A 26,864-nucleotide genomic window follows, 5' to 3' on the forward strand; every position below is an offset into this window, starting at 1 on the left:
AAATAGCCTTTATAAAATTTTTTATTTTAAATTTAAAATTTTTTATTTTAAATTTAAAATAAAAAATGAAAGAGGTGGTAGAGAGTTTGAATAAAATTATTACAGAAAGGATAGAAAAGACTATGAAGAAGCTATTTACAAATGAAACATTTTTGGAATATCAATTTGTGAGTGATTGCCAGTTATCGCCAGATGGAGGATATACAGCATTCGTTGTAAAAAAAGCAGATATCAAAGAGAATAATTACACAAGCCAAATCTATGTATTAGACAATAAGAGTGGTGAACTAAAACAATTAACATCTATAAACTCTGTAGGAGCATATGCTTGGGAAGATGAAAATACTATTTTATTTCCTGCTTTGAGAAATGAAAAAGTAAAAGAAGCTATCAAAAATGGTAAACAATGTATGAGTTATTATGCTTTATCTTTACATGGTGGAGAAGCAAAGGAACTTTTTACCTTACCCATTAAAGGTGGTAAATTAAACCCCATAGGAAAAGGTTTGTACGCAGTTATTGACTCTTATGATAATGATAGACCTGTCGTAGAAGGATTGTCAGAAGAAGAGAAGCAGAAAAAAATAAATGCTTATAACAATAGACACTATGAGCACTTCAAAGAAATTCCTTATGCTGTTAATGGTGAAGGATATATTAGTAGAAAAAGAAAGCGTCTATACATATACAACAGTAACACTAAAGATTTGAAACCAATCACAGCACCTATGTTTAATGTTGTAGGTATAAAAATAAATGATGGCAAAATCTTATATGTGGGTCAAGAATTTGAAGATGTAAAAGGTTTAAAGAATGGTGTTTATGTATTTGATACAAATACTGATGAGAATGTTTGTATCTTAGAAAAAGATAAGTATATTGTAAAAGGTTTTGAATTATACAAAAATCAAGCAGTACTAAATTTGACTGATGCTTTATCTTATGGAAATGGAGAAAATGGAGATTTTTATACAGTAGATATTGATACAAAAGAAATGAAGTTACTTTCAAAACATCAGCATCATTGTATTGGAAACACAGTAACATCTGATGTTAAAATGGGTGCTGGTCAGACAAGCAAGGTAGATGGTGAATATATTTATTATACTTCTACAGTAAATATGGATTGCATTATTGAAAGAATACATATTCCAACAGGAAAACAGGAAAGAGTTACACAAACAGGTTCAGTTGAATTTATAGACGTAAAAGATGGAAACATTGTATGTATAGGTTGTTCAGAAAACAGTTTACCTGAAGTTTATACAGTAGAAAATGGAGCATTGTGTAAGAAAACACATTTAAATGACCATATTTTAGAGGAATATAAAATTTCTGTACCAGAATATATCGAATCAAAAGGAAGTTCTAACTGGGCGATACAAGGATATGTATATAAACCAGTAGATTATGAAGTAGGGAAAAAATATCCAGCTATATTGGCGATTCATGGTGGACCAAGATTAACATATGGACCATATTTTATGCATGAGATGCAAGTATTTGCAAGTCAAGGTTACTTTGTTTTCTTCTGTAACCCAAGGGGTTCTGAAGGTAGAGGCAATGATTTTGCAGATATTAGAAAACAGTTTGGGGATATTGATTATATAGATTTTATGGAATTTACAGATACAGTGCTTGAAAAATACACAGATATTGACGAAACAAAATTAGCTGTGGAAGGTGGAAGCTATGGTGGATTTATGACAAATTGGATAATTGGTCATACAAACCGCTTTGCTGCTGCTTGTGCTCAGCGTTCTATTGCAAACTGGAGTGGTATGGAAGGTACAACAGACATTGGTTACTATTTCTGCAAAGGACAAACAGGTGCTTCTCATATGGAAGACCACGAATTGCAATGGAAACAATCTCCTCTCGCTTATGCTGATAAGTGTGTTACACCAACTTTATTTTTACATGGTGAAAAAGATTATAGATGTTATATGCAAGAAGCATTCCAAATGTTTTCTGCACTAAAAATTCATGGATGTCCTACAAAACTTTGTCTCTTTGAAGGAGAAAATCACGAGTTATCTCGTTCAGGTAGACCAAAACAAAAGCTACAAAGACTAGTTGAAATGATGGATTGGTTTTCAATGTACATAAAAGAATAAAAGCAATATGCATTAATGAAAGATAAAAATGAGTATTAAGGAAAAACAATAATACAAATTAAAAAGTACTTTTAGATAAAGAGAATAGCAAAGAAAAAAAGAAAATGATACAGAAAGAAAGACAATAACGAAAGGAGAATAGAAAAATGGAAAAACTAAAGATTGAAAGTTCAGATATTTTTGAATATATATTCCCACATGATATTTCTTGTTCACCTGATGGAAGTCATATTGCTTATATTATATCAAATATCAATGAGGAAAAAGATTGCTATGAACATGACCTATATGCTATGGATGTTAAAACAGAAAAACAAATACATATGACACAAACAAAAGATGTAACATCATTTAGCTGGATTTCTGATACAGAGCTTCTTTTTACATCTAAAAGAGATAAACCAAAAGCAGGTACAACAGATTTTTATACTATTTCTATAAAAGGGGGAGAAGCAAAGAAAGTATTTTCTATTCCAAAAACTTGTAGCGTACCCATATCACTTGGAAATAAATTATGGTTATTTACAACAAAAAATCCAACAGATATAAAAAAAGCAGAACTAGACAGAGCAGTAGAAGGAGTAGATTACTGGACATTTACAGATAAACCTTTTATAAGAGATGGGGAAAACTTCTCTCAAAGAAGACGTGTAACATTAGAATTGTATCAAGAAGGAAAAAAAGAGACAAAAGCTATTACACCAAAGTATTGTGAGGTAGCAGGTGTAGATGTTTCTCCTGATAAAAAAAGAATTTTATATTCAGGTCAGATTTATGAAGATTGTGCAACACCTTTCTCTGGTCTTTGGGAGTACCATGTAGATAGTGGTGAAACAAGAGAACTCATACCACAAGGAAAATATCAAATCAGCTTAGTTAAATATATTGGTGAAGATAGAGTAATGTTACAAGCATCTATATTAGACCGTTCTATTACACAAAATCATGATATTTTCATGCTTGACTTGAATACTGGCGAAATAAATATGATTGCCAGCCCAGATGGGATGTATGCTACATTACTGGATGTAGATGCAGTATATGGTGGTGGACGTAGTAATAAAGTCGTAGGAGATAAGTTTATTGGAGCAAGAATTTGTAGAACTATGACAGAGTTTGATGAGTTTGATACAAAAACAGGTAATATACGTATCATCACAAAAGTGGATGCTTTTACATCTTTTGATATTTATGACAACACTATGTACACAATCATGCTGAAAGATTATGAGTTGGCAGAAATATATAGCATTGATATGGCTACTGGTGCAATGAAAAAAATGACTTCTTTTTCTAAGCCATATTTGGATAGTCATAAGGTTTCACTACCTGAGAAATTAACATTTGTAGCAAAAAATAAAGAAGAAGTTGATGGTTTTGTTATACCACCAATAGATGCAAAAGAAGGTGAAAAATATCCAGCTGTATTGTTCATTCATGGTGGACCTAAGTGGGCATATGGTTACATGTTTACACACTTAAAGCAGTGTGTAGCTGCAAAAGGAATGTATGTTATTTATTGTAATCCTCATGGTGGTGACGGTTATGGTGAAGAGTTTTTGGAAATGGTAGAAAGATGGGGATATGTTGATTATGACCATCTTATGGAATTTGTAGATACTTGTATTGAGAGATACCCTGGGATTGATGCAGACCGTTTAGGTGTTGCAGGTGGAAGTTATGGTGGTTATATGACAAACTGGATAATTGGTCATACAGACCGTTTCAAGGCAGTTGCTTCTCAAAGAGGTATTAGTAACTTGATTACAGCTTCCCTAATTATCGACTTTGGGGATAGAATTATGAAGCAAACTTGTGGAGATAAGACACCTTGGAATCATGAAGAAGTTCTTTGGAACCATTCACCTATTAAGTATGTAAAAAATGTAAAGACACCAACTTTATTCTTACATAGTGATAGGGATTATAGATGTTTTATGGGAGATACCTTCCAGATGTTTACAGCATTAAAACAGATTGGTGTAGATACGGAAATGTATTTATTCCACGGGGATACACATGGATTGTCTAGAAACGGAAGACCATCTAATAGAGTTGTACGTGCCAATGCCATTGTAGATTGGTTTGAAAGATATTTATAAGGGGGTTATTCTATGAGTGATATGTTATTATGGTTTAGTGTTGTATTAATCTTATTTGCTATTGGGGATTTGATTGCAAGTAAAACAAAAGCAAAAGTTTCAGCTGTATTTGTGACATTACTTTTATTTTTGATTCTGTTTGTTACAAAGGTAATACCAGGGGATATTATTGAAAGAGCAGGTATGACAGCAGCTGCAAGTTGGAGTGTTCCAATGATTATGTTTAGTATGGGAACAATGTTGAATGTTAGACAGTTTATAGATGAATGGAGAACTGTGTTGACAGCATGGCTTGGGATTGTTGCAGTTATAGTTTGTGTTTCACTTTGTATTCCTTTGTTTGGAAAAGCAACAGTGTTGACAAGTATACCAGTTATAAATGGGGCATTACCTGCCACTACTATCATGACACAAGCAGCATTAGAAAAAGGATTGACACTTGCAGCAGCTACAGCAACAGTTGTATTTGCAATCCAGAAGTTTGTTGGGACACCAATTGCCTCTAGAGCTGCACTACAAGAAGCAAATCGTCTTTTAGTAGAGTATCATGAAGCAAAGGCAAAGGGGATTGATTTAGCCAATGTAGATAATGATAAGAAAGAAGCAGAAAGTACAGGGGAAAAAGTAAAGCAAGTATTCTGTGAGAAGTATGATAAATATTATTCTACAAATGTTTGTATATTTTTCATAGCTATATTTTCTTATTTGGGATATGAGCTTTCAGAGCTTATCCATGTGAATTATTCTATTGTATGTCTTATAGTTGGTGTTCTTGTAACTCGTATTGGTATTGTACCAAAAGATATTTTAGAAAAAGGGAAAATCAAAGGTTTTATCAATATGGTTGTATTTGCAGCTGTTATTCCTTCTTTAGCAAAAGTTTCTTTGGGAGATTTAATTAGTCTGTTTGTACCAATTGTAGGTATGTTCGCAGTTTCTATTATCGGTATATTCCTTGTGATGAAGGTACTTCCAGGTTGGAAAATTATTGGTTCTAAGCCTCTTGCTTTTGGAGTAGGGTTCTGTCAAATGTTGGGATTTCCAACTACATATTTGATTTCAAATGAAGTGTGTAATGCTATTGGAGAAACGGAAGAAGAAAAAGCATATTTGATGTCTAAAATAATGCCTAAATTAGTAGTTGGTGGTATGGCTTGTATGATTTCGATTGTAGTAGCTGGTATTATGGTACCTATGTTGTAGAGGGGTTTGTAATAATGTAATAATAAGAATATCTCTTTTTAAGGTCTTACGGTATAACATCTACTTTATGTTATACCGCTTTTCCTTTTTCATCTCGTTATATTTTAAAATTAACAAAAATATAATCTTAAAAACTAATATCTACAGTATATTCATCTTCTATTAAGATATAATTACAGTCATACTTTTTACACATTTGTAGATTTTTAGTATTTTCTTCAATAGTGGATTCCATTGTGCAGAATGAATCATCCAATCGACTTTCAATGGCATTTGCATATTTTTTAATATCTGAAAAATGTCTTTCTATATAATCTTCAGTCATAACAAGGCAATAATACTGAATTTCTGTTATATATTTACTATCAAAATCTTTTTGCCAATCAAATGGAATATAGCATCCCTCAACTACAAGGTTCTGATTATTTTCAATAGCTGTTTTTATAATCTCTTTAACGATAGACCATAGATAGGGTACAAGTTCTTCATCATCTTCTGGTGTTAACTTAGTGTTTCCACTTCGTATAAGTCCCATTTTTAACAGGTCAATAGATAAATATGTATATTTGTATTTTTCTAATATTTTCTGTGCAAATAAAGTTTTTCCAGTATGAGAAGCACCTGCAATTAAAATAATCATAATTTAAACACCTCTTTCAATAAAGTGAACTGCTGAATTATCCCAGTATTTTTTATATACTCTATCATTCCTACCATCAAGATTTAGTTGATACATTCTAAATGTAACTAATATATCTTTTGGTTGCCATTGTTCTTCATAAGAATATTGATAGCTCATACCTAATTGTTTCATTACATTACCACTACGTGGATTTTTAATATCATGTGTGGCAGTAATATAAGGGATACTATCTCTTTTTAAGTGTTCAACAACTGCTTTACTTGCTTCAGTCACAATACCTTTGTGCCAAAATTCTTTACACAGTCCGTAACCAAAATCGTGATTATCATCCATACTTACATTGACATAACCTATTGGGATATTGTCGTTTTTTAAGCAAATGGCATAGTTATATCCATGAGAGTTTTTATATGCTTCTACATACTTTTTTTCAAAAAACACCTTTGTTTCTTCCAGTGATTTAAGGGGAAACCATGGCAAATAAGTATTTACATCTTTATCACTGTAAATTGTGAACAAAGCTCCTATGTCATTATCAGTAAACCTTCTTAATATGAGTCTTTCTGTTTTTAGTTCAGGAGTATTTTTAAATATCATATTCCTTATTCTCCTTTCAAAGTCAAAATTTATCAGCTAACTTCTTGTAATAAATTATACTATGGTTTCATATTCTAGTCATTTTTTCTGCTTTGATTAGGTTACTTTTATGTCATAATTCATCAAAAGTGAAAGGGTTGTAAAGTGAGTGATAATTAAATAGAAATAAAAACTATGCTTATAAAGCATAACAACAGATTTAATATAGGTATTTGATATTTAAATAGTCAGATTCTATAATGTAGTTTAAAGGGATGATACTATAATTGATAAACAAAATCAATATAGTTTTATTATCTAAAATTTAAAATGAGTACATCATATTATCAAATTATGGATATATGCTCCTTAAATTATAGGTATGTGTTTCTTAGTAAAATTAATAAAAAATCAAAAACTTTGTTACTTGATTTTTAACACCGAAAATAAAAATTAAAATACAAAAAGGAAAGGTGAATAAAATGAATACTAACTTTAATTTTTTTATACCAACACGTGTAAAGTTTGGATGTGGGCAACTAAATCAACTCCATAGTGAGGGGTTACCAGGGAAAAAAGCATTGCTTGTCATATCAAATGGAAAATCTACGCATACTAGTGGAGCTCTTAATAGAACACAAGAACAGCTTAAAATTGCTGGAGTAGAATTTGTACTGTTTGACAAAGTACAGGCAAATCCCATTAAATCTACTATCATGGAGGGGGCTAAAGTAGCACGTGACAATAAATGTGATTTTATAGTTGCTCTAGGTGGTGGTAGTGTAATGGATGCCTCAAAAGCAATGGCTGCAATGGCCACAAATGATGGAGATATATGGGATTATATGTTTGGTGGCACAGGTGGAGAAAAAATGATTGCAAAAAATCCTCTTCCACTTGTATGTATTACTACTACTGCTGGAACTGGTTCAGAAGTTGACCAATGGGGCGTTATTACCAATGATAAAACAAATGAGAAGATGGGATTTGGTGGAGATGATAGACTTTTTCCTGTATTAGCGATTGTAGACCCTGAGCTTATGGTAACTGTGCCTTCAGAGTACACTGCATACCAAGGTTTTGATGCTCTATTTCATTCAACAGAAGTATATATTAGTAAATTTGCAAATCCTATGAGTGATATGATTGCTTTAACTGCTATCGAAAATATTGCAAATTATCTTGCTCGTGCAGTGAAAAATGGAAAAGATATGAAAGCAAGAGAACATGTTGCTTTTGCTAATACATTATCTGGTCAAGCAATGGTAATCACTAGCACTACAGCCAAACATTCAATGGAACATGCTATGAGTGCATATCATCAGAATCTTCCTCATGGAGCAGGTCTAATTATGATATCAAAAGCATTTTATGAATTTTTTATTGACAAACATGCTTGTGATGAAAGATTTATACGAATGGCACAGGCTATGGGTATGGAGAATGCCTCAAAGCCAGAAGATTTCATCACAGCACTAGTAAACTTACAAAAAGCATGTGGCGTTGATAACCTGAAGATGAGTGACTATGGGATTGTTTACGAAGAACTTGATGTCTTAGCAAAAAATGCTCGTGATACTATGGGTGGTCTATTCCTTGCAAACCCTTGTGAAATGAGTCATGAAGAGTGTGTTGCAGTTTTTGAAAAAGCATACCATTAAGGAGTGATATACAAATGATAAATTATTACAAAAAGCTAATAGGTGTGGTTCTTTGTTCTACATTGATATTTTTTCTTGTTGCATGTGAAAAGCAACAAGAATTAGAATCTACTCAAAGTAAAACACCTGAAACGAGTGAATCGTTAAAATCTGATAATGAAAAAGTTAAAATAGAAGATTCACGTATCTTAGTTGCTTATTTTTCTCGTATTGGTAATTCAGATACTCCAAATGAAACAGAAGCTGTATCCTCTGCAAGTGTAAATATTAGAAACAATGTAATTGAAGGAAATACTGAAATTGTTGCAAAGATGATTCAAAGTAAAACTGGTGGTGATATATCTCTTATAGAAATGGAAAATAAATATCCATCTGATTATAGTGTTATTGAAAATCAAGGTCGTGATGAACGAAATGATAACATTCGTCCAGTACTTTTAAATAATAGAAGTGATATAGACTCTTATGACATAATTTTCCTTGGATATCCTAATTGGTGGGGTGACATGCCAATGGCAGTGTACAGTTTTTTAGAAGAATACGATTTTTCAAATAAAATTATCATACCATTTTGTACTAGTGGTGGTAGTGGATTTTCAAACAGTATTGAGAATATTAGAAAAGAACAACCTCAAGCGACAATTAAAGATGGTCTAGCTATTAGTCAAACACTTCCAGATGGTACAGAAGATGAGATAAACACATGGTTGTCTAATCTTGGATTAACAAAATAAATATATAATAATTAATCGAAAAGGGGAATAAAAGTATGGGAAAAAATGTTTGTATAATATCTACTAGTCCACGAAAAAATGGAAACTCTGAAGAACTAGCAGATGAATTTGCAAGAGGGGCAAGAGAGCAAGGTAATGAAGTGGAAAAGATTACTCTGTATGATAAAAATATTAATTTTTGTATTGGCTGTCTTGCTTGCCAAACAACGTGTCAATGTGTATTAAAAGATGATGCAAATGACATCATTAAAAAAATGTGTAATTCTGATGTACTTGTATTTGCTAGTCCAATATACTTTTATGAAATGACTGGACAAATGAAAACACTTTTGGATAGAACGAATCCAATTTTTCCAGCTGAGTATACTTTTAGTGATATTTATTTACTTGCAACAGCAGCAGATGTTAATGAAAGTGCCATGGATGGTGCACTTAAAGGGTTGCAGGGATGGATTGACTGTTTTGAAAAAGCAAGATTGGCTGGTGTAGTAAGAGGAACTGGGTTAGACCAAATTGGTGCAATTAAAAATGATACAGATATACTGAAACAAGCTTACGAAATGGGAAAATCTATTTAAGAAAACTAACATATAAGAAAATAAATTGTTGAAAAACGTGAAACTCATTGATTAGTAAATAAGATTTACTTATCGATAAAAGGAGAATTTTGTATGCGTAAAATAAGAAAATGGATTATATTTTTGGCTATATTAACTAGTAGCTTTGTTTTATCAGCATGTAACAATACATCATCAGCTAAGACAAAGGCAGATGATTTAAATGTGCTATCTCAAGTCCCAAATAATCAAAGTACAAATGCAACTGATAAAATAAAGACTACTAATAAAATAAATGCTACTAATAAAGTAAATTCTAATGACAAAGTAAATAGCCATGACAAAATAAATGAACATGAAATCCGTATTAAGTTAACATTTGATGATAAAGAAGCAATTGCTGTGCTTGAAAATAATCCAACCACTCAAAGTTTGATTGTTCAGCTTCCAATAACAGTTTCCTTTGACGACTTTGCAGTTGCAGAAAAAATTGCATATACTCCAACAGAACTTTCTCAAAAAGAAGCACCTAGTGGCTATAACCCAGATATTGGAGATATTACATGTTATGGTCCTTGGGGCAATCTAGCAATATATTACAAAGACCAACCTTATGCCAATGGATTGATTCCTATGGGGTATTTTGAATCTGGTTTAGAAGAGTTGAGTAATATGGAGAAGGGAGTTAGAGTTACTATAGAAAAAATGTAAAGTTATATACTTTAAAGGAGTGCTTAAATATGTCCCCAAAAAGAACCTTACAAATCCTTCTTGATGCTGGAATGATTGGAATGTTACCAATTATAATGGCATATGAACTGGTTGGCGAATCTACACACGAATGGCTAGGATTAGCGATATTTATTATATTCATTCTACATAATATTTTAAATTATAGGTGGTATAAAAATATACTAAAAGGTCGGTATTCATGTACTAGAATTATCTTACTCATAGTAAATATTCTATTACTTGTTTGTATGGTATGTTTAATGCTCAGTGGAATAATTCTCTCAAATCATGTTTTTGTTTTTCTGCCAATACATAATGGTATATCATTAGCCAGAATAGTACATTTACTTGCTTCTTATTGGGGGTTTGTGCTGATGTCAATACATCTTGGTCTTCACTGGAGAATCATGATAAATACTGTAAATAGTATGTTTTATATTAAAAATTCAAAAATTAGAGTTTGTATTTTAAGAAGCATTTCTACTGTGGTAGTTGTTTATGGTATTTATGCATTTGTACAGCAAAACATTATAGATTATATGTTTCTTGTTAATCAATTTGTATTCTTTGATAAAGAACGCTCAATAATTTTGTTTTTTATTGATTATTTGTCAATTATGGGGATGATTGTGTGTATTGTGAGCTGTATTTCAAATTATTTTCAAAAAATTGCCTTGTTAAAACAGAAATCTAAAGCATTACATAACTGAATCAATATGCATATAAATTAAAAAAACATTAGTCACATGGCTAATGTTTTTTATTAATTAAATTTTATTAATTAAATAATATTCTGTTCTTTATAAATAATCATCTATAATGTAGTGTAATCTTTTTTCATATTATTTTAATGTACTTTTAGTTTTAATAATATCAATACTAGAGTAAATCAAAGGATAATAAGAAAAAATAAAAGTAGTTGAAAAGCTTGTAATTACTTGCTTCTATACTAATTACTATACCATAAAATAACAAAAAAATCAAGTCGAGTAATCCCTCAACTTAAGTGATATACTAGGTATTAACAATTTTTTATTAATAAAATATAACTAGAGGCTAATCTATGTTTTTTCAATTTCTTTAATTAAATTAACCTCTAATTAAGTAATTATAAGGAGAAATATTATGAACTTAACAAAAGGATTAGATGTTTTAAAAGTTTCATCACATGTATTGGGAGAAAATAAAGTTATGTATATTCCTGTAATCTATACAGAAGATGAGGCAACTCTTGTTGATACTGGTCTTCCAGGTCAAGGAGAGTTGATAATTGAGGCTCTTAACAAAAGTAATACAAGCTTCGATAAATTAAAAAATATAATAATCACTCATCATGATATAGACCATATAGGAAACATAAATTACTTAAGAGAAAAGTCTGAAAATAATATCAAAGTATACGCATACAAAAGTGAAATTAGCTATATAACAGGGGAAGAGACTCCTTATAAACTTTATATGTTAGAACAAATGGTGAATAATATTGATGATAAGATGCTTAGTATGTTAAATGTTATGGGACTTGGGTTTAAGTCATCATATACTAAAGTAGATGTATCTTTGGATGACCATGAAGTTTTAAATTTAGGCGAGGAAGTAGAAGTCATACATACAGGTGGTCACACTAGAGGTCATATATGCCTTTATTTAAAGAAATCTAAAGTACTTATTGCTGGTGATTTGTTACAGATAAAGGATGGGGAACTCGAGCCAGTTGATGTGATGCATAGCAACAAACAAGAGTTGGCAGATGCTATCAAAAATATAAGTAATTATGATATAGAGGAAGTAGTTTTTAGTCATGGCGGATTGTTTCAAAACAATATAACTGAGGCATTAAAAAATATAGTTATTGAATAGTATTATTATCAAATAGTATTATGTGATTTAAAATAATCTACAATAATTTCTTAAATTACTTAAAATAATGTCTGAATAGGAAGCAGGAAAATTAAAGATAAGTAATAAAAAAATCCTTAGAATCTATTTATTTAAATTCTAAGGATGTTATTAAGTTCTAAAGATGTTATTAAGTTGTAAGGATATTAATTTTGATATTAAATCTTTAAGTTCTAAGGATATTAAATTTATTACAAATATATCTCTAAAGTCGAAGGTAGTTGCTAATCACATTGTTCATACCTTTTATTTTTAATAAAATTCTAGTAACTAAAAATAATATAGGTAACTCTATCAAAGGACCGATTATAAGTGCTAACGATATTAAAGGTTTATCTGGAAAAGTAGCTACTGCAATAGCTAATGCTATTGGAGGGTTTCTAGCAAGTGTAGTTAAATTTAGGGATACACTATCCTCATAACTTAGATTAATTGCTTTACTTATAACTCTAACAAAAATAAAGTTTATAATAAAAAATATTAATATTGGTACTAGTAAAATAAATAAGATTTGATAATTTTCTAGTAGTATTTTTCCTTGAGATGCGAACATTGCAACTATAGCTATGTTTAAAAAATATCCTTGGAAATCACATGCCTTTGAAGTTATTCTGAATATATTTGTATGAATTTTATTTGACCCATTAATATACCTAGAAGTACCATTCCTAAAATAATAAAACTCTGAAACTTATTTACTTCTTCCATGTAGACCTCCTTTATTCGAAAATTAATTTTAATTGAAAATTCATATCAATTATTGAATTATAACACGATAATTGATTTTTAAAAACTCATTTAAAAAATAATTACGTATTGTGGATTTTGCACAAAATAAATGCCCATATAATCATTCATTAGAATTATAAGGGCATTTTAGTAGTTAATTTTAATATTAAATTAATGTACTCATTTATGTAATCTATAAATCTTTTAACTTTTCAACTATTAATTTATTATTAATCTTTGATGGTTCAAACTCAATAATCTCGTAATCACCAAGTTTGTTAATATAAAAAGGGTCTTCTTGGATAATTTTATTAACTTCTTCTTTATCAGCATTGCATAAAATTATTCCACCTATTCTAGGATTTTTTCTTCCAGAGCATATGAATTTATTATTTGCATAATATTTATTTAAAAATTCTATATGTGCATCTAGTTTTTCTTCAATTTTATTTATTTCAACTGTATATGTTATATTTACTATTACCATATGTACATCTCCTTAGATAAAGTATATTTAATACATTTAAACTAGCACTTCTAAGTTACAAAGTCAAATATAAAGCTAATGTAATACGATTGTATGATGTTAAATTTTATTAAAAAATAAAACAAAGTATAATGTGATAAAAAAGGTAATCATTCAAGAAGTATTGGTCAAAGCCATTGGATGTTTAGGTGTAACACATTTTGCAACTAAGGTAGGTAAGCTTTGGGAAATGTGGTATAATACTATATTAGTATTTTGAGTTAACAAATTAGTTTAATTATGATTTTATAGAATTAATGACAATTAGTTTAGTTCACTAATTGCCATTAATTAAAACTTACTATTTCTGGGCTAATAAATTGAAACACCCTTTGTTGATAATTTTTTTAAAGCCTTTTCTGTAGAATTTACACTTTTACCAAGGACACCATTCTTTATGATATTAACATGGTACCCTCTGTTTATTGCTCCTAATGCTGTCTTATAAACACAAGCTGAAGAGTCTAATCCAACAATTGAGATTGTATCAACTTTATTTTCTTTTAGAGATTCACTAAAACTTTTGGATGTAAAGGAATCTTGCTGATGTTTAACAAACACTTCATTATTTTCGACCTTTAAATCACTACAAATGGAAGCTCCCTTTGACCCTTGAAAAAGGCAACCACCCATTGAAATAAGGCAAAATAGAAAATCAAAGTGATGAAATTCTTGACAGATATATACTATTTTTTGTCCTTGTTCTTTAGCTTCAATGATAATTCTATTTACACTACTTACAAATTCCTCTTTTTGAGGATAAATTCCATCTTTTCCACACATAGCTTCTTGCATATCAATAACCAACAAAATCTTTTGAGGTTCTTGAAAATCTTGTATTTTTTCTCCTTTTGTAGGGCGTATAAATACAATCATTCTAATAATCAAAATTATAAGAAGAAAGTATGATATGGCAGTGGGCGTAAAAGAACACAATGCAGCAAATATGATAATACTACATAGTTGTACAAAAGTATAGAAACCTTTCATAAATAAGTCTCCTTTTAGTTTATATTTTTAATATTTGGATAATATTACTTTTATTTTTAATGATATGTGCTCTTACTTTTTGTACTTTGTAATAAAAGCATTGAAAGCAGTAATAAGTAGTTGTTTTTCTTCTTCAACTGTAAGAATTAGACTTCCTTTGTAGACTAAACAAGCAATACCATGAGTATAAATCCATATATTATAAAATAATTCTTTTGCCTGTTCAAAACTAAGCGAACCTTCACTAGCAGCACTATTCACCACAAAATCAAGTTGTTTAGATGCTTGTTCATTTAAATTATAATTTATAGTACTATGTTGCATAATAGCTTCAAACAAATTTGGGTATTCTTTGGCAAAGTTAATATATCCAAGTCCATAAGTTAAAAAAGCAGAATCATCTAAAGAGTAATCACCGATATATTGAGAAGGATAATCACTGATATATTGAGTATGAAATGTATGGATTTTTTCCTCTACAGAAACACGCAAATCTTCAACTGTCTGGAATTCTCGAAAAATTGGGGCAACTGATGTACCTAGTACTAGTGCAACTTTCTGAGCAGTGATGACAGTAACACCTTCATTTTTGGCTACCTCAAATCCTGCATTTATGATTGCATCTCTATCTGTTTTTATTTTAGGTGGCATAAGCTCAACTCCTTAAAATAGTAATTGTTATCTAACAAGTACTATTTTATACTCTAAAAAAAACACTGTCAAGTAAACATAGTAAAAGATATAATTTATTCTAAATTGTATCTTTGATTTAGATATTAAATATAGCATTACAAGTATTTTAGATAATAGTTTATATACTACAATTTGAAAGTTTTATAATACTTAAGTTGAAAAATATAATAATTGTGAACTTTGTTACCTTATAAATATTTTTTTATTATTTTTACGATATATAATAATTATTGTAATTGATTTTGTGAAATTATTACTGTAATATCTAATTATATAGATAAGGAAGTGGAGTGATAACTATGTGTTTAAAAAAATTATCAAAATTAGAGTTAGTTATTATGAAATTTATTTGGAATTTAGATATAAAAACAAATTCATATGAGGTTATTGATTATATGCAAGAAGAGCATAATTTACCAGAGAAAGTAGCTTTAAAAACTCTATCAAAATTATCAAAGAAAAAATTCTTATACGTACAAGAAACGAGTAAATGTACATACTATACCGTTGCAATCAAAGAAAATTCGTACTTTGAATTTATATCAAGAAATGTACAAAGCCTTTTGAAGAATATTTTTATAAAGAATTTATTAGTGTCATTTCATGAAGAGGAGTTAACAGCAGAGAAGATAGACTCATTGGAAAATTGGGTGATAAACTGGGAAGAAGTTTGTATATAATCTAAAAAGAGTTTTATAATGGTTTATTTACAGTTATAAAGCTCTTTTTAACTGTGTAAATTTAATATAAAATAAGAAACCAGTTATATAAGAATCAATAAAAGGAGGTTTTGTAATATGAAAAATGAGATAGTAGTTATTGCTCCTTCTAAGCTATTTTCAGATACTGTATATGAAGTGCTTGAAGAATTACACATAAAAATTCCATCATATATTGCTACAGGTAAAGAAACCATAGAATTAGCAGATAATCTAATTAACTCAGGCACTAAAGTAATAATTACTCGTGGTCAAAATGTTGATTTATTACGCAAAAACGTTTCAATACCAATAGTAGATATTGGATACAAATACGAAGATATATTTTATTCATATAAAAAAGCACTTAAGTATTCCTCAAAAATAGGATTTATAGGTCTAGAATCATCATATAAGACAGCTAAACGATTCAAAGAAATCTCAAATTTTGATTTAGAAATACCTAAGTTAAATTCTCTTTATGAGTTTGAACATACAATAAAAGAATTAATTGATGATGGTATTGAAATTTTCATAGGTGGTAAAACAACAAAAGAAATCACTTCTAAATATAATAAACCTTGTATAGAAACTGAAGTAGAAAAATCTTCTATTCATGCATCTATCAATGAAGCAATTCATCTATATAACATAGGAATTGAAAAGAGAATAAATAACTCTATTACAGAGGAAATTTTAGAATGTACTCATAGTGGGATAATCGCCATTGATAAAAATCACTCACAACTTTTTATAAATAATCAAGCAAAAAGATTACTATTTAACCAAGTTGATAAATTTATAAAAGATTATTTAACCTCTAGTGATATTTTAGATTCACTTAAAAATGGACACTCTCTATGCAACAACATAATTAATTTTAAAGGTTCTTCTCTTACATTTGACTGTTTTCCTATCATAATTGATAATTTACATTTTGGATGTGTTGCAATTATACAAGACATAGAAAATATTCAATCTACAGAAAAAGAAATAAGAGAAAGTCTGATTTCAAAATCTCATTGTGCAAAGAGTTCTTTTAATGATATATTAGGTTCGAGTGATGCATTAATGCACTCAGTAAACATGGCAAAGAAATTTGCTAAATCTGATTCCACAATTATAATTACTGGAGAATCTGGTACTGGTAAAGAAATATTTGCTCAAAGTATCCATAATTACAGTAATAGATTTGATGGACCTTTTGTGGCTATAAACTGTGCAGCGATACCTGAGAACATACTTGAAAGTGAACTGTTTGGGTATGTAAAAGGTGCTTTTACAGGTGCAAGAAACGAAGGCAAAGCAGGTGTATTTGAATTAGCACATAATGGAACTATATTTTTAGATGAAATAGGAGAGATTTCTAAAGATGTACAAGTCAAACTGCTTAGAGTATTGCAGGAGAGAGAAGTTACTAGAATAGGTGATACTAAAGTTGTACCTATTAATGTAAGGGTTATAACAGCCACTAATAAAAATTTAGTAGAGCAGATTGACAACAATAACTTTAGAGAAGATTTATTTTACAGGCTTTGTGTGTTGAAATTGGATTTGCCTCCTCTTAGAGAGAGAAAAGAAGATATAGAGCAACTGACATATGCTATTATATCTCAATATAATAAACCAGTTTCAATATCTGATTCTGCACTTAAACTATTAAGTAGATATGATTTTCCTGGTAATATAAGACAGTTAAAAAATATAGTGGAGAGATTGGTCGTTATGTGTGATGATAATTTTATAGATGAATACTTGGTTTCTGACATCTTAATTTCTGAACCACATTTTAGAAAGGATACAAATTCAGCACCAACAACCGATTATTCTCCTACTTTGGTGGATAATAAGATTGTAAATTATGAAAAAAAATTAATTCTTGAAACATTAGAGAAAAATAATGGAGTAAAATCTGCCACTGCAAGTCAACTAGGGATTAGTACTACTACTCTTTGGCGTAAACTTAAAAAATATGAGCTTTCTAATTAAATAAAATAATAATTAAGTAAAATGTTCGTTAAATAAAATGTTCATTAAATAAAATAAAAATACGATTAACTAAATTGATAGTTAATCGTATTTTTAAATTTATATGTATAAATATTTTATAGATATAGAGTAGAGGTCATTTATTATTATGCTCTGTAAACATCATCTATAATTTCTACACCTTTTTTTTCTAACGTTTCTTTTACCCAATCTCTATTTGCAGTTCCTTCAGAAGCATTTAGCACCTTAGCATGGTCTTGTTGAGCATTTGCTTCTGCTTTATCAATAAGGTCTACTGCATCATTTTTAGGAATTACGATTACACCATCTTGGTCTCCTAGTATTATATCACCTGGATTAACAGCAATCCCACCTATAGATATAGGAACATTTACCTCACCAGGACCCTCTTTATATGGACCACCTGGAGTAGTTCCTGTAGCATATATTGGACAATTAGACTTTGATATAACATCAATATCTCTTATTGGACCATCTATTACTATTCCAGCTACTTTTTTGAAATCTGCAAGATATTTGTACATTATTTCTCCCATAATAGCTTGTGTTCTATCTCCATTATTAGATAGTATTATTATATCTCCCTCTTGAGCTATATTAAGAGCTTGATGAAGCATTAAATTATCTCCTGGTCTTGATTTTACTGTTAATGCAACTCCACACATTTTGTTTTGTGGTGAAGACATTAACTTTATTTCTGAACTTAATGCACTTGACCTATACATGCAATCTCCCACATTTGCTGCTGGTAATACACTGAATCTTTTTACAAGTTCTTTATCTGGTAAGTCCCTTTTTAAATATACTCTATTTCCTATTGTCATTTTAAATTCCTCCTAATAAGTGTTTATTGTTTACTAATCGTTGTATATAGTTGCATTATCCCAATCTATTGATTTTACTGGCCATGTAGGATTTTTACCTTCAAATACTTCATTAACTCCAATTGCAGAGTGTAAAGAGGCTCTATTAGTAGCTTCTTTAGTTGCTGCTCCTATATGAGGAGATACCACAACATTATCTAAATACAATATAGGATTTTTTGAATCAACTGGTTCTTGTTGTAATACATCTAAACCAGCGCCTGCTATAATATTATCTCTACATGCTTCATATAAGGCTTGTTCATCTACAACACTTCCTCTTGCTGAATTTATAAAAAACGCTGTTTCTTTCATCATATTAAACTGTTCTTTTCCTATAAAATTTTTAGTAATAGAAGTTGTTGGACAGTGAACAGAAACAAAATCACTTTCTTTATATATCTTGTCTATATCCCTAGTTACTTCTATGCCTTTTGGGAAATCTTTAGATGATTTATATGGGTCATATGCAACCACTTTCATATTAAATCCATCCATACACATCTTAGCAACTCTTGAACCTATGTTTCCACATCCAATAATTCCTACAGTTTTTCCATCAAGCTCACATTTAGGAGTTCTTAATTTAGCTTTATAATAGTCATCTATAAAGCTTTTTCTTACTTTTGTATAATTTCTAGAGCAATATAACATATACATTAGTGTTACTTCTGCAACAGAAGTACTATTTGCTACTGGACAATACAATACTTGAACACCAAATTCTTTTGCAGCTTCCAAGTCTACAGTATCAAATCCTGCACCATGACGTACTATTACTTTTAAGTTATCAGCAGCTTCAAATACCTCTCTTGTTATTTTAGATAACCTAACTATAATTGCATCAATACCTTTTATATCATTTATTATATCTTTAGTATCCATACCTGAACCAGTTATTAGTTCATGTCCTCTACTTTCTAAGTAATCTCTTCCTTCTTGCATTATTTCTTGTGGTAATAATATTTTCCAACCCATTTTCTTCCTCCTAATTAATTTTCATATATGTAATCTGGGGCACAATATACTATAAATCCATCTTTTATGGTCATTTCTGTTTTTAATAATTTATCTGCCTCGAATTTACTACCTTTCCAATCTGTATAAATTTGTTTAATATTTATGATGTCAAATATTGCTACATCTGCATTTGCACCTTCTGATAAGCATCCTATCTGATTTTCCATCTTCATAAGTTTAGCTGGATTCTGTGTTGTCATTTTTACAACATCATATAGACTTATTCCCATACATATGTATCTAGACATAAGGTTTGGCAGAGAGAATATAGGTCTTCTAAACATGCTTGCCAACACCAAATCTGTGCTACAAATATCAGCTATAAACCCTTGTTCCTTTGCTTTTAACATGACTTCAAAATCCCCATGTTTTCGACCTTCTCCTGTATCAAATATGATTCCTCTTTCCCTTGCTTTCTTCACACATTCATATAAATTTCCATCTGAGTCGAGGATAGTATTTTGAACGCCTTGATATACATGTTCAAATATATCTCCTGGTCTTAATATGTTTAATACTTCTTCTGTAGGAACTGGTAAATTTGTACAATGAACTTCAACAGGACATCCTATTTTTTCAGCTATTTTAATAGTTTCTTTTAATGGTTCTATTCCTAGACCTTCTACTAAATTTTCACTTAATCTTATTTTTAGACCTAGTATATTATCTTTATTTTCATTGTATATTCGTTCTATTTTTTCATGATTAAAATACTTTGGGTCAATACATTCATGGTAGCTAGTAGTTACCAAACCTGCTGAGCAAACTTGCAAGAAACTTTTTATATTAACTTTACTTCTAGCTACAATTGAAGATTTAAATAGTTGGTAATTTGCTACTCCTGCTGAACAATCAATTGCACTAGTAACACCTGTTGGAAGATATGTACTATCTGGATATATGCCAATTTCAGTTCCATCTGCAAACATATGAGCATGTGCATCAATCAACCCAGGAAAAACAAATTTACCTCTTGCATCTATTGTGTGTTTTGCTTTATCACCATGTTTATATTCAGTTACTTTTCCGTTGTATATAGCAATTGTTTTATTTCCATTTACATTGTTTTTAGGGTCTATTACATGACCATTTACAATAAGTAAATCTAGCATAATTATTCATCTCCAATATATAAATTTAATGTGTACTTACCATAATCCAATTATTTTCCAGTAAGGTAAACCTATTACTAAGAATATTGCTAATGCAACCATTACCATGATAGTACCTACTTTCCAGAAGTCCTTTTGAGATACATATCCTGATGCAAAGGCTATAAGACCAGCTCCATTTCCATAATGAGTCAATAAAGCTCCATAACTTGCAAAGAATGCTAATAATAATGTAACTATCATTGGGTTTGCTTTAGTAGATAAAACTATTGCAAATAGTACAGGATAAAAAGATGCTACAAAAGCACTATTTGATACAAAGAAGTATCTAACTGCTAAACTTACTAATAATAGAACTATTGTAACCAATAATCCATTTACATCTGATAGATTAAGTACAGTACCCAATTTATCAGCTAACCAATTGTAAAACCCTGCATCAGCTAATGAACCGGCAATACCATAAAATGCACCATACCATATAAATATATTCCATGCTCCTTTAGCACCAATAACATCATCCCAATCTAAAATACCTGCTATAAGGACTAATGCTAAGAATACAAATCCTACTACCTGCATATTTAAGTTTATAAAAGGTATTTTTTCACCAAACATCCATCCAAGAATTGCAAGAATAAAGAATACAACTAGTATCTTTTCTTGTTTTGTAATAGTACCTAATGATTCCAAATCTTTTCTTATCTGTGGTTTAATATCTGTTAAATGAGTTAAACCTGGTTTGTATATCTTATATACTATAAGTGGTGCTACTAGTAAGAATAAACCTGCTGGTACGACTGATGCCATAAACCAAGTTCCCCAAGTTAAGTTAACACCTAACATACTTGATGCCAAAGAAACTGTTATCGCATTGGTTGCCATACCTGTCAAAAATAATGCTGCTGTCCCTTGAGATACTACATATGTTAATACTGTTAAATATGCACCTAATTTTTTAGGCTCATCATCAGGTTTAGAACCTGCACCTTCTGCTATATTTCTAAATATAGGGTATATAATAGTTGTTCTAGATGAATTTGAACCTGTAGCAGGGCTAAGTATTAAATCACTTATCATCATTAGGTATCCAAGCCCTAAGGTAGAATCTCCTGCTCTTAGTAAAAGGTTATATGCCATACGTTTTCCTAATCCTGTCTTTACAAAAGCTGTACAAACAATAGTTACAACAACTAAAAACCAAGTCATCTTATCTGAATATCCATGAAGTAGTATTGACTCGTCCATAAACATAAGTGCTACACCTACAATGATTAAAGTGATGATTGGTTCTTTAAATGGTTTAATAACAAGACCTGCTAGTAAACCTAGATATAAAGCAACAATATCCCAAGTTTCTTTTTTTAATCCTTGTGGTGCAGGTAAGCTCCATACGATTATTGGTATAGCTGCAACAAGTAAGAATTTCATCAACTGTTTTTTATTCATTTTTTTCTCCTTATTTGATTTTAGATTTATACTAAGTTATAAAAGCACAAAATATGCCAACTTTTCAGATTAATACTATTTTTTTATTTTTTTGTGTAATTTATTACGATTTAATTGAGAATCGAATCGATTCAATAAGAATTTATAAAAACCTTTTCTTAGATAGTATCAGTAGTAGTGCTTTATTTTACGATGTTGAATTTCAAAATGAAATATAATAGTTCTAAAATGAAATGTAATATTTCAATTATTAATAAAGCGATACAAAGTATATCTTTAAACAAAGACATAAATAATATGTGACAATTAAAGAAAACATTAAATCTAAATTTTATTATATATATAATTGTATAAATAGTTACACACATCACTATATAAGTTAGAAAAAGAATATCTATATACTATCTTTAGAAATAAATAAGAAAATGTAGTTTGGATAAATAGGGAAGAGGACTTTGGAAATGTAGTTTTAAAGATTATAAGGTGCATAAGTCGTTGAAAGAAGGCTGATAAATAATAATACTGAGATATATTTATTAAGGGAAATCATTAATATGATACAATAAATATAATATGATAAAGTAGAAAAAATTTAAAATATATGGGTAAATCTTATGAAGATTTTATGGAATCAAAATGTTACATAATAGGATGCTCTGGAAGATATTTTCTTTAAAAAAAGAATAGTGAAAAACTTTTAGAGACTGAAAATTTTATATGAAGAGTAAACTTCAGAAAGATGGTGTATTATGGGTGAGCTACAAAAAATTCCAGGGGTAGGGAAAGCAACAGAAAAATCTTTAATAATGTTAGGGTATACAACAATCGAATCACTTAAATATGCAAATCCAACAGAAATGTATGAAAAAGAATGCTTAATGTGTGGACAACATATAGATAGATGTCAGTTATATGTATATAGATGTGCAGTATATTTTGCATCAACTGAAAATCCAGAATCAGAAAAATTAAAGTGGTGGAATTGGAAAGATTAAAAAAATTTTTAAAAATTTAAAAATCAATAAAAGAGTTAAAAATTCGTTTTAAATATTGATAAGAACGAATATTTAACTCTTTCTTAGTTGTAAATTTTATGTAAATCTATCAATCTAAATATCTATCCATCTAGTTAAATATACTATTCAACAAAATAGATTGAGATAATTAATTAGAAACTGCTTCTTCAAGCCATTTTCTGCACTGTTCAATATTTATCATAGGGTCGAAACCTTGGTCTTTACCCTTATTTAAAAGCATATTACAAGGGAAAGTGTCACATTCACCACAATGATTAAGCTTCTTATCTTCACAACAAGTTTTAACCTTACATTCTCCACCCCAAAATGGCTTTTCCATATTTGGACAGCCAGTGCAATTTACTTGTTCTTTTCTTGTACAACTGTTACAACAGACACCACATCTTGATTCAAACATATTCAAACATCCTTTCTAGTACTAGTATTATAAAATAAATTTAGATGACTCTGTAGCTTCAAATAATTGATTTTGAGTCATCTAAATATCATACATAAAGTTATTGTCTTTGCTATACTAAATTATAAAGACTATTCAAAAAATCCTTTTGCATATTCTACAACACCAGAGACTCCTTTAAACCCACCTTCTAATAATTCTATAGCCATGAAGTTTTCATCTGGTACTTCAAATGGAGCCATTATATTAAATTTACTTGCTATCTGATAACCAAATTTAGGATAATACTTGTCATGACCTAAGACAACACAACCTCTATATCCTTTTTCCTTTGCTATTTTATGTCCTTCTTCAATTAGCTTTGTACCGATTTTTTTACCTTGCATACTAGGAGAAACCGATACAGGTGCTAATGTTAAAAGTACATCATTTCCAACTTTTATTTCTGTAAATAAGATATGACCAACTATATCTCCATCATACTCAGCTACTATTGAAAGTTCTGGAACAAAGTTATCGCTATTTCTTAAACGATTAACAAGATTATGTTCATCATGGTCAGAAACTTCTTCATTTTCAAAGGCAGACTTAATAACATCATACACTTTACTTTTATCACTTTCTTTTTCCTGTCTAATTATCATTTTAATTACACCTCTCAAGGTCAAATATTTATTTACTATATTCAATAATTTTTTAGCTATATTTAATTAACTTTCATTATATAATATAATAGTTAGTTTCACACTAAATCTTTAGTATATTGTTAAATAAATTTAAATAATAATATTATTATGTACATTTATACCTTTAAGTATATCAAGCATATAGTTTTTAAATAACATACATATTATTCTTAAATATCAAGCATATAGTTTTTAAATAACATACGTATTATTCTTAAATATCAAGCATATAGTTTTTAAATAACATACGTATTATTCTTAAATAAAAAGCACACAACTTTTAAATAACATACATATAACTATTAGATAAAAAACATATAGCCTTTAACTGATAGGTACATAATTATTAAATAAAAAACACGTAACATCTAAATAAGTAGTAGAGTAGTAAGTATATATTATTTTTTATAATAAAAGACATTACACCAAGAATAATTATATCCTCTAACTTCTAACCACTCAGGGAATGAAATATCTTTATTAGTTTCATCATATTGAAACCATAAGTTATACAACTCTTGATAATAAGTTTTTTCCTTTAAGTATTCACTATATGAATCTAAGTTTTCTTCATACTTTGTAAGTAACTTGTCCATCTCATCTAAATCATACTTAATATTTGCTTTAGTACTTAAAATAACGCTTTCTTGTATATGATGAGAAGCAAACCATAGTTCATCTATATACTTATTTAATAATAATTCTACGGATTTAATATCTTTACTATCTAACTTTAAAGCATCTTTTAACATGTTTTCAGAAGAGTAGTATGTATATTCGTCACTATTCAAAGAAATAGGAATATCTAACTGGTATCCCCATCTAAGAAAAGGCATCTCCTCATTTAAAATAGCCTCTTTGACTATTGGAAAAATCAACTTAACAACTAGAGGTTGCTGGAATGTTTTTATATTATTCTTATCAAAACGTTCTTTGCAAATATATGTAATAAAGTGTTTCTGTTTAATTTCAGGTAATGTCAATATGTACTCAATCATAAGGTCTAGCTTTTTGTTTGCTAACTTCTTAAGGCCACTATTTCTTGTGTTTGCATATTCATTCCAAAGTGTTGTTATTTGCTTATCTTCATAATCTATGGTATTCATTAATTGCCTCCAAATAATATTAAAACTCTTTGCGAGTTATATAATTATGTCTAAATTATAATTATGTAAATAAGCCTATTACCATGTATCGGGAATCAGATTCCAGATTACAATTATAGTAATAAGTATTATTGATAAAGTAACTGATGATGTAACTAATATTGGCTTATTTTTTTTTATAATACCCACAAATATACCTACTGTTAACAGTAGTACTAATAAAAGGATTACTAAATTAAATCCAAATGCAAACATATTTATATGCCCTCCTCATAAAAATATATATAGGCTTCTCCTGTATTTTACCATATTACATGATGAAAGTCATTTTCTAACACTAAATATTTTAAGGTGACATACAAATAATCACGATAAAAAATAAGATTATATAACCTTAAGATAATAATTACTTTACAAAAATAAATATACAATATATAAATAAATATAATATATAATAAGTAAACCATCTAATTATAATTCAAATATAATTAGGTAAAATAAATATTTGAATTTTAATAGATGGTTTTTATTATAAATCCTTATTATTAATATATTTGATTCTAATATATTGACCATTAAGAAATGACATCATTTTTCTTAAAATTTCTATTGGCAATTTCAGAAAATACTAGAGTAGTAATGAATGCAACAAATATTGAAACCATAGTATCATTAATACTTAAAGCAGACTGCTTTATAATTCCCATTGCACTTCCTAGCATAGAGTAAGGGAAAAAGATACCAATAGAAGGCTTAGCTATCAGTAACACCATACCAAATAAAGAAAGACAAAGGCCAATTCCAATAGGAGTTGCAAAACTTCTAATCTTAATAGACATATATAGCTGTATAGAAGCTATTGAAATAGAAATAATCCAACCTTTAACAATCCAACCAGTAAGTTCTTTAGGGATACTATCAGGAAAAGCAAACGTATTTCCTGCAACTATATAAAAGATAACAAAAACAATTTGTGTAATAGCCGTAAGTACTGAAATTACTGCAAGCTTAGATAAAAATATATTTTTTAGATTGATTGGTAATGTCATTATATTGTTCCAGTTATGATTCATATGTTCAAGCCTACAAATATATGCACAAAAGATTGCTATTAAGATAGGAAAGAAAAATTCCCCATAAAAAAGACTAACTTGAGTCCATAAGCTATACCATTGTTTTGTAAGAATACCTTGATTTAGATAAAAATTACCACAACCAATTAAGACACTTATAAGTGGTAAAGCTAACAATACATACCATATAAAAGAATTTTTTAACTTTAGGATTTCTCCCAAGACTGCTTTCCTTAACATTTAAACCCCTC

Annotated in this window: 27 protein-coding genes; 12 read left to right on the plus strand and 15 right to left on the minus strand. The window is 29.3% G+C overall.

The window, feature by feature from the left end:
- Positions 1-86 precede the first annotated feature (86 nt).
- From Q3287_RS01615 to Q3287_RS01625, 3 genes are all read left to right on the plus strand, one after another.
- Positions 87-2,117, plus strand: a complete 2,031-nt coding sequence (locus Q3287_RS01615) for an alpha/beta hydrolase family protein (RefSeq protein WP_407963416.1) — start codon at positions 87-89, stop codon at positions 2,115-2,117.
- A gap of 146 nt (positions 2,118-2,263) precedes the next feature.
- Positions 2,264-4,219 (plus strand): prolyl oligopeptidase family serine peptidase, encoded by a 1,956-nt coding sequence (locus Q3287_RS01620; RefSeq protein ID WP_407963417.1) that lies wholly within the window; start codon positions 2,264-2,266, stop codon positions 4,217-4,219.
- A 12-nt stretch (positions 4,220-4,231) separates the two neighbouring features.
- Positions 4,232-5,422: a hypothetical protein gene (locus Q3287_RS01625; protein ID WP_054275892.1), complete on the plus strand. Its 1,191-nt coding sequence runs from the start codon at positions 4,232-4,234 to the stop codon at positions 5,420-5,422.
- Positions 5,423-5,549: 127 nt separating this feature from the next.
- On the opposite strand, the gene Q3287_RS01630 is transcribed toward Q3287_RS01625, so the two are convergent.
- Both Q3287_RS01630 and Q3287_RS01635 read right to left on the minus strand, forming a co-directional pair.
- Entirely contained in the window at positions 5,550-6,062 is a 513-nt protein-coding gene (locus Q3287_RS01630) for an ATP-binding protein (RefSeq protein ID WP_243194015.1), read from the minus strand.
- A gap of 3 nt (positions 6,063-6,065) precedes the next feature.
- Positions 6,066-6,662 carry a GNAT family N-acetyltransferase gene (locus tag Q3287_RS01635; RefSeq protein WP_407963418.1) on the minus strand — a complete coding sequence of 199 codons (597 nt, stop codon included), beginning with the start codon at positions 6,660-6,662 and terminating at the stop codon, positions 6,066-6,068.
- 461 nt (positions 6,663-7,123) lie between these two features.
- Here Q3287_RS01635 and Q3287_RS01640 point away from each other — a divergent pair, with 461 nt between their 5' ends.
- The 6 genes from Q3287_RS01640 to Q3287_RS01665 all read left to right on the plus strand — a co-directional run bounded on the left by Q3287_RS01640 (position 7,124) and on the right by Q3287_RS01665 (position 12,185).
- Positions 7,124-8,302, plus strand: a complete 1,179-nt coding sequence (locus tag Q3287_RS01640) for an iron-containing alcohol dehydrogenase (protein WP_167640975.1) — start codon at positions 7,124-7,126, stop codon at positions 8,300-8,302.
- Positions 8,303-8,316: 14 nt separating this feature from the next.
- Entirely contained in the window at positions 8,317-9,036 is a 720-nt protein-coding gene (locus Q3287_RS01645) for a flavodoxin (protein ID WP_407963419.1), read from the plus strand.
- Between the two features lie 35 nt (positions 9,037-9,071).
- A complete protein-coding gene (locus Q3287_RS01650; RefSeq protein WP_054269179.1) occupies positions 9,072-9,614 on the plus strand; it encodes a flavodoxin family protein in 543 nt (180 codons plus the stop codon).
- Between the two features lie 93 nt (positions 9,615-9,707).
- Positions 9,708-10,304 (plus strand): cyclophilin-like fold protein, encoded by a 597-nt coding sequence (locus Q3287_RS01655; protein ID WP_407963420.1) that lies wholly within the window; start codon positions 9,708-9,710, stop codon positions 10,302-10,304.
- Between the two features lie 29 nt (positions 10,305-10,333).
- Entirely contained in the window at positions 10,334-11,035 is a 702-nt protein-coding gene (locus Q3287_RS01660) for a DUF4405 domain-containing protein (RefSeq protein WP_243194011.1), read from the plus strand.
- A 415-nt stretch (positions 11,036-11,450) separates the two neighbouring features.
- Entirely contained in the window at positions 11,451-12,185 is a 735-nt protein-coding gene (locus Q3287_RS01665; RefSeq protein WP_407963421.1) for an MBL fold metallo-hydrolase, read from the plus strand.
- A gap of 244 nt (positions 12,186-12,429) precedes the next feature.
- Here Q3287_RS01665 and Q3287_RS01670 read toward each other — a convergent pair whose 3' ends face one another.
- The 4 genes from Q3287_RS01670 to Q3287_RS01685 form a co-directional block, all read right to left on the minus strand.
- Complete coding sequence (locus Q3287_RS01670) at positions 12,430-12,777, minus strand: arsenic resistance protein (RefSeq protein ID WP_243194009.1); 348 nt, start codon at positions 12,775-12,777, stop codon at positions 12,430-12,432.
- A 369-nt stretch (positions 12,778-13,146) separates the two neighbouring features.
- Positions 13,147-13,440 (minus strand): YciI family protein, encoded by a 294-nt coding sequence (locus Q3287_RS01675; protein ID WP_243194008.1) that lies wholly within the window; start codon positions 13,438-13,440, stop codon positions 13,147-13,149.
- Between the two features lie 351 nt (positions 13,441-13,791).
- Positions 13,792-14,469, minus strand: coding sequence for an isochorismatase family cysteine hydrolase (locus Q3287_RS01680; protein ID WP_054275901.1), 678 nt, complete (start codon positions 14,467-14,469; stop codon positions 13,792-13,794).
- 72 nt (positions 14,470-14,541) lie between these two features.
- Positions 14,542-15,120, minus strand: a complete 579-nt coding sequence (locus Q3287_RS01685; RefSeq protein WP_054269185.1) for a WHG domain-containing protein — start codon at positions 15,118-15,120, stop codon at positions 14,542-14,544.
- Between the two features lie 341 nt (positions 15,121-15,461).
- Here Q3287_RS01685 and Q3287_RS01690 point away from each other — a divergent pair, with 341 nt between their 5' ends.
- Positions 15,462-15,842: a BlaI/MecI/CopY family transcriptional regulator gene (locus tag Q3287_RS01690; protein WP_054269186.1), complete on the plus strand. Its 381-nt coding sequence runs from the start codon at positions 15,462-15,464 to the stop codon at positions 15,840-15,842.
- Between the two features lie 117 nt (positions 15,843-15,959).
- Entirely contained in the window at positions 15,960-17,849 is a 1,890-nt protein-coding gene (locus Q3287_RS01695) for a sigma 54-interacting transcriptional regulator (RefSeq protein ID WP_407963422.1), read from the plus strand.
- Positions 17,850-17,995: 146 nt separating this feature from the next.
- Here the strand turns inward: Q3287_RS01695 and Q3287_RS01700 are convergent, their stop codons facing one another.
- The 4 genes from Q3287_RS01700 to Q3287_RS01715 are packed head-to-tail and all read right to left on the minus strand — an operon-like array spanning position 17,996 to position 22,314.
- On the minus strand, positions 17,996-18,694 hold the full coding sequence (locus tag Q3287_RS01700; protein ID WP_407963423.1) for an RraA family protein: 699 nt from the start codon (positions 18,692-18,694) through the stop codon (positions 17,996-17,998).
- 33 nt (positions 18,695-18,727) lie between these two features.
- Positions 18,728-19,711, minus strand: a complete 984-nt coding sequence (locus Q3287_RS01705) for a hydroxyacid dehydrogenase (protein WP_167640582.1) — start codon at positions 19,709-19,711, stop codon at positions 18,728-18,730.
- A gap of 14 nt (positions 19,712-19,725) precedes the next feature.
- Positions 19,726-20,865: an amidohydrolase family protein gene (locus Q3287_RS01710; RefSeq protein WP_243194006.1), complete on the minus strand. Its 1,140-nt coding sequence runs from the start codon at positions 20,863-20,865 to the stop codon at positions 19,726-19,728.
- A 36-nt stretch (positions 20,866-20,901) separates the two neighbouring features.
- On the minus strand, positions 20,902-22,314 hold the full coding sequence (locus Q3287_RS01715) for a DASS family sodium-coupled anion symporter (RefSeq protein WP_167640581.1): 1,413 nt from the start codon (positions 22,312-22,314) through the stop codon (positions 20,902-20,904).
- Between the two features lie 749 nt (positions 22,315-23,063).
- Between Q3287_RS01715 and Q3287_RS01720 the strand changes: the two genes are divergently transcribed.
- Positions 23,064-23,309: a helix-hairpin-helix domain-containing protein gene (locus Q3287_RS01720; protein WP_407963424.1), complete on the plus strand. Its 246-nt coding sequence runs from the start codon at positions 23,064-23,066 to the stop codon at positions 23,307-23,309.
- A 169-nt stretch (positions 23,310-23,478) separates the two neighbouring features.
- Here Q3287_RS01720 and Q3287_RS01725 read toward each other — a convergent pair whose 3' ends face one another.
- From Q3287_RS01725 to Q3287_RS01745, 5 genes are all read right to left on the minus strand, one after another.
- Positions 23,479-23,748, minus strand: a complete 270-nt coding sequence (locus tag Q3287_RS01725; RefSeq protein ID WP_407963425.1) for a DUF3795 domain-containing protein — start codon at positions 23,746-23,748, stop codon at positions 23,479-23,481.
- 131 nt (positions 23,749-23,879) lie between these two features.
- Positions 23,880-24,392, minus strand: coding sequence for a GNAT family N-acetyltransferase (locus Q3287_RS01730; RefSeq protein ID WP_407963426.1), 513 nt, complete (start codon positions 24,390-24,392; stop codon positions 23,880-23,882).
- Positions 24,393-24,832: 440 nt separating this feature from the next.
- Positions 24,833-25,540, minus strand: coding sequence for a hypothetical protein (locus tag Q3287_RS01735; RefSeq protein WP_054275908.1), 708 nt, complete (start codon positions 25,538-25,540; stop codon positions 24,833-24,835).
- Between the two features lie 78 nt (positions 25,541-25,618).
- On the minus strand, positions 25,619-25,795 hold the full coding sequence (locus Q3287_RS01740) for a hypothetical protein (RefSeq protein WP_153885125.1): 177 nt from the start codon (positions 25,793-25,795) through the stop codon (positions 25,619-25,621).
- Between the two features lie 320 nt (positions 25,796-26,115).
- The gene (locus Q3287_RS01745) at positions 26,116-26,853 is read right to left on the minus strand and encodes an ABC transporter permease (RefSeq protein WP_407963427.1); all 738 of its coding nucleotides are present in this window, start codon (positions 26,851-26,853) and stop codon (positions 26,116-26,118) included.
- Positions 26,854-26,864 lie beyond the last annotated feature (11 nt).

Origin of the sequence: Clostridioides sp. GD02404 (assembly GCF_045898275.1) — a bacterium.
In the GTDB taxonomy this organism is placed as follows: Bacteria; Bacillota; Clostridia; order Peptostreptococcales; family Peptostreptococcaceae; genus Clostridioides; species Clostridioides difficile_A.